This window comes from Corallococcus sp. CA054B (genome assembly GCF_003611625.1).
In the GTDB taxonomy this organism is placed as follows: Bacteria; Myxococcota; Myxococcia; order Myxococcales; family Myxococcaceae; genus Corallococcus; species Corallococcus coralloides.
In genome coordinates this window covers 1-771 of sequence record NZ_RAVY01000417.1, presented here as the reverse complement: position 1 = coordinate 771, position 771 = coordinate 1, and the positions used below count along the sequence as shown (strand labels likewise).

At 75.7% G+C, this 771-nt stretch carries 1 protein-coding gene; it reads right to left on the bottom strand.

Features of this window, described 5'->3' with window-relative positions:
* Nucleotides 1–166: 166 nt before the first annotated feature.
* On the bottom strand, nucleotides 167–771 hold a 605-nt coding region (locus D7V80_RS41110; protein WP_147447410.1), incomplete at its 5' end, for a tetratricopeptide repeat protein.

Below are 771 nucleotides of genomic sequence, written 5' to 3'. Positions count from 1 at the left end.
CGTTGGAACCGGGCGCCCACAGCGCGCCGTCCCCCTGGCTCCACGCATCGATGCGGTACATTGCGTCCCCCCGGTGCGGTGTCTTGCCGTCCACCCGCCGCCGCCGTCGCCACGCCGCGCCTCGATAATTAGACGCCGACCGCCAGAATCCTTGGGTCGCGCCTCATCATTTCAAGAAGGCCCCCCCCTGCCGGAGCGCCAGGGCCCGGATTCCGGCCTCTTCGCTCCACCCCGGCTCCCCCCGGCGGGCCACGGCCTCGAAGGCCTCCGCCGCCTGGAGCGGGAGCCCCATGGCCCGGAGCACCAGCGCCCGGTTCCACAGGGCCTGGGGATGGTCCGGTGCCTGACGCAGCACGCCTTCGAGCAGGTCCAGGGCGCGCCGCCAGTCCCCCGCCGCCATCGCCACCACGGCCCGGTCGCTGTCCCGGTCCAGCGAGGGGGCGCTGCGCGACAGGAAGTCCGACGCCTGACGCAACTCGCCACGCACCAGGTAGGCCGCCGCGATGCCGTGCAGGTCCCCCCGCTCCTCCAGCGCCGCCAGGGTCCGCAAGGGCACCGGCGGTTCGGTCGCGAGCGCCGCGGTGCCCCCCGCCCCCGTCCGGACGGGAACGAAGGGGAGGTAGCGGTCCGCGGCCGGGTACGCGATGCGCGCCTCCAGCTCCCGCGCGGACGCGTCCGCCCGCCACGCGTCCCCCGGCCGGAATCCGTCCCCGGTCATGAACGCGGCGAGCGCGCCCAGCCCCATGGCCAGCACCGCGCCCAGCGCATGGC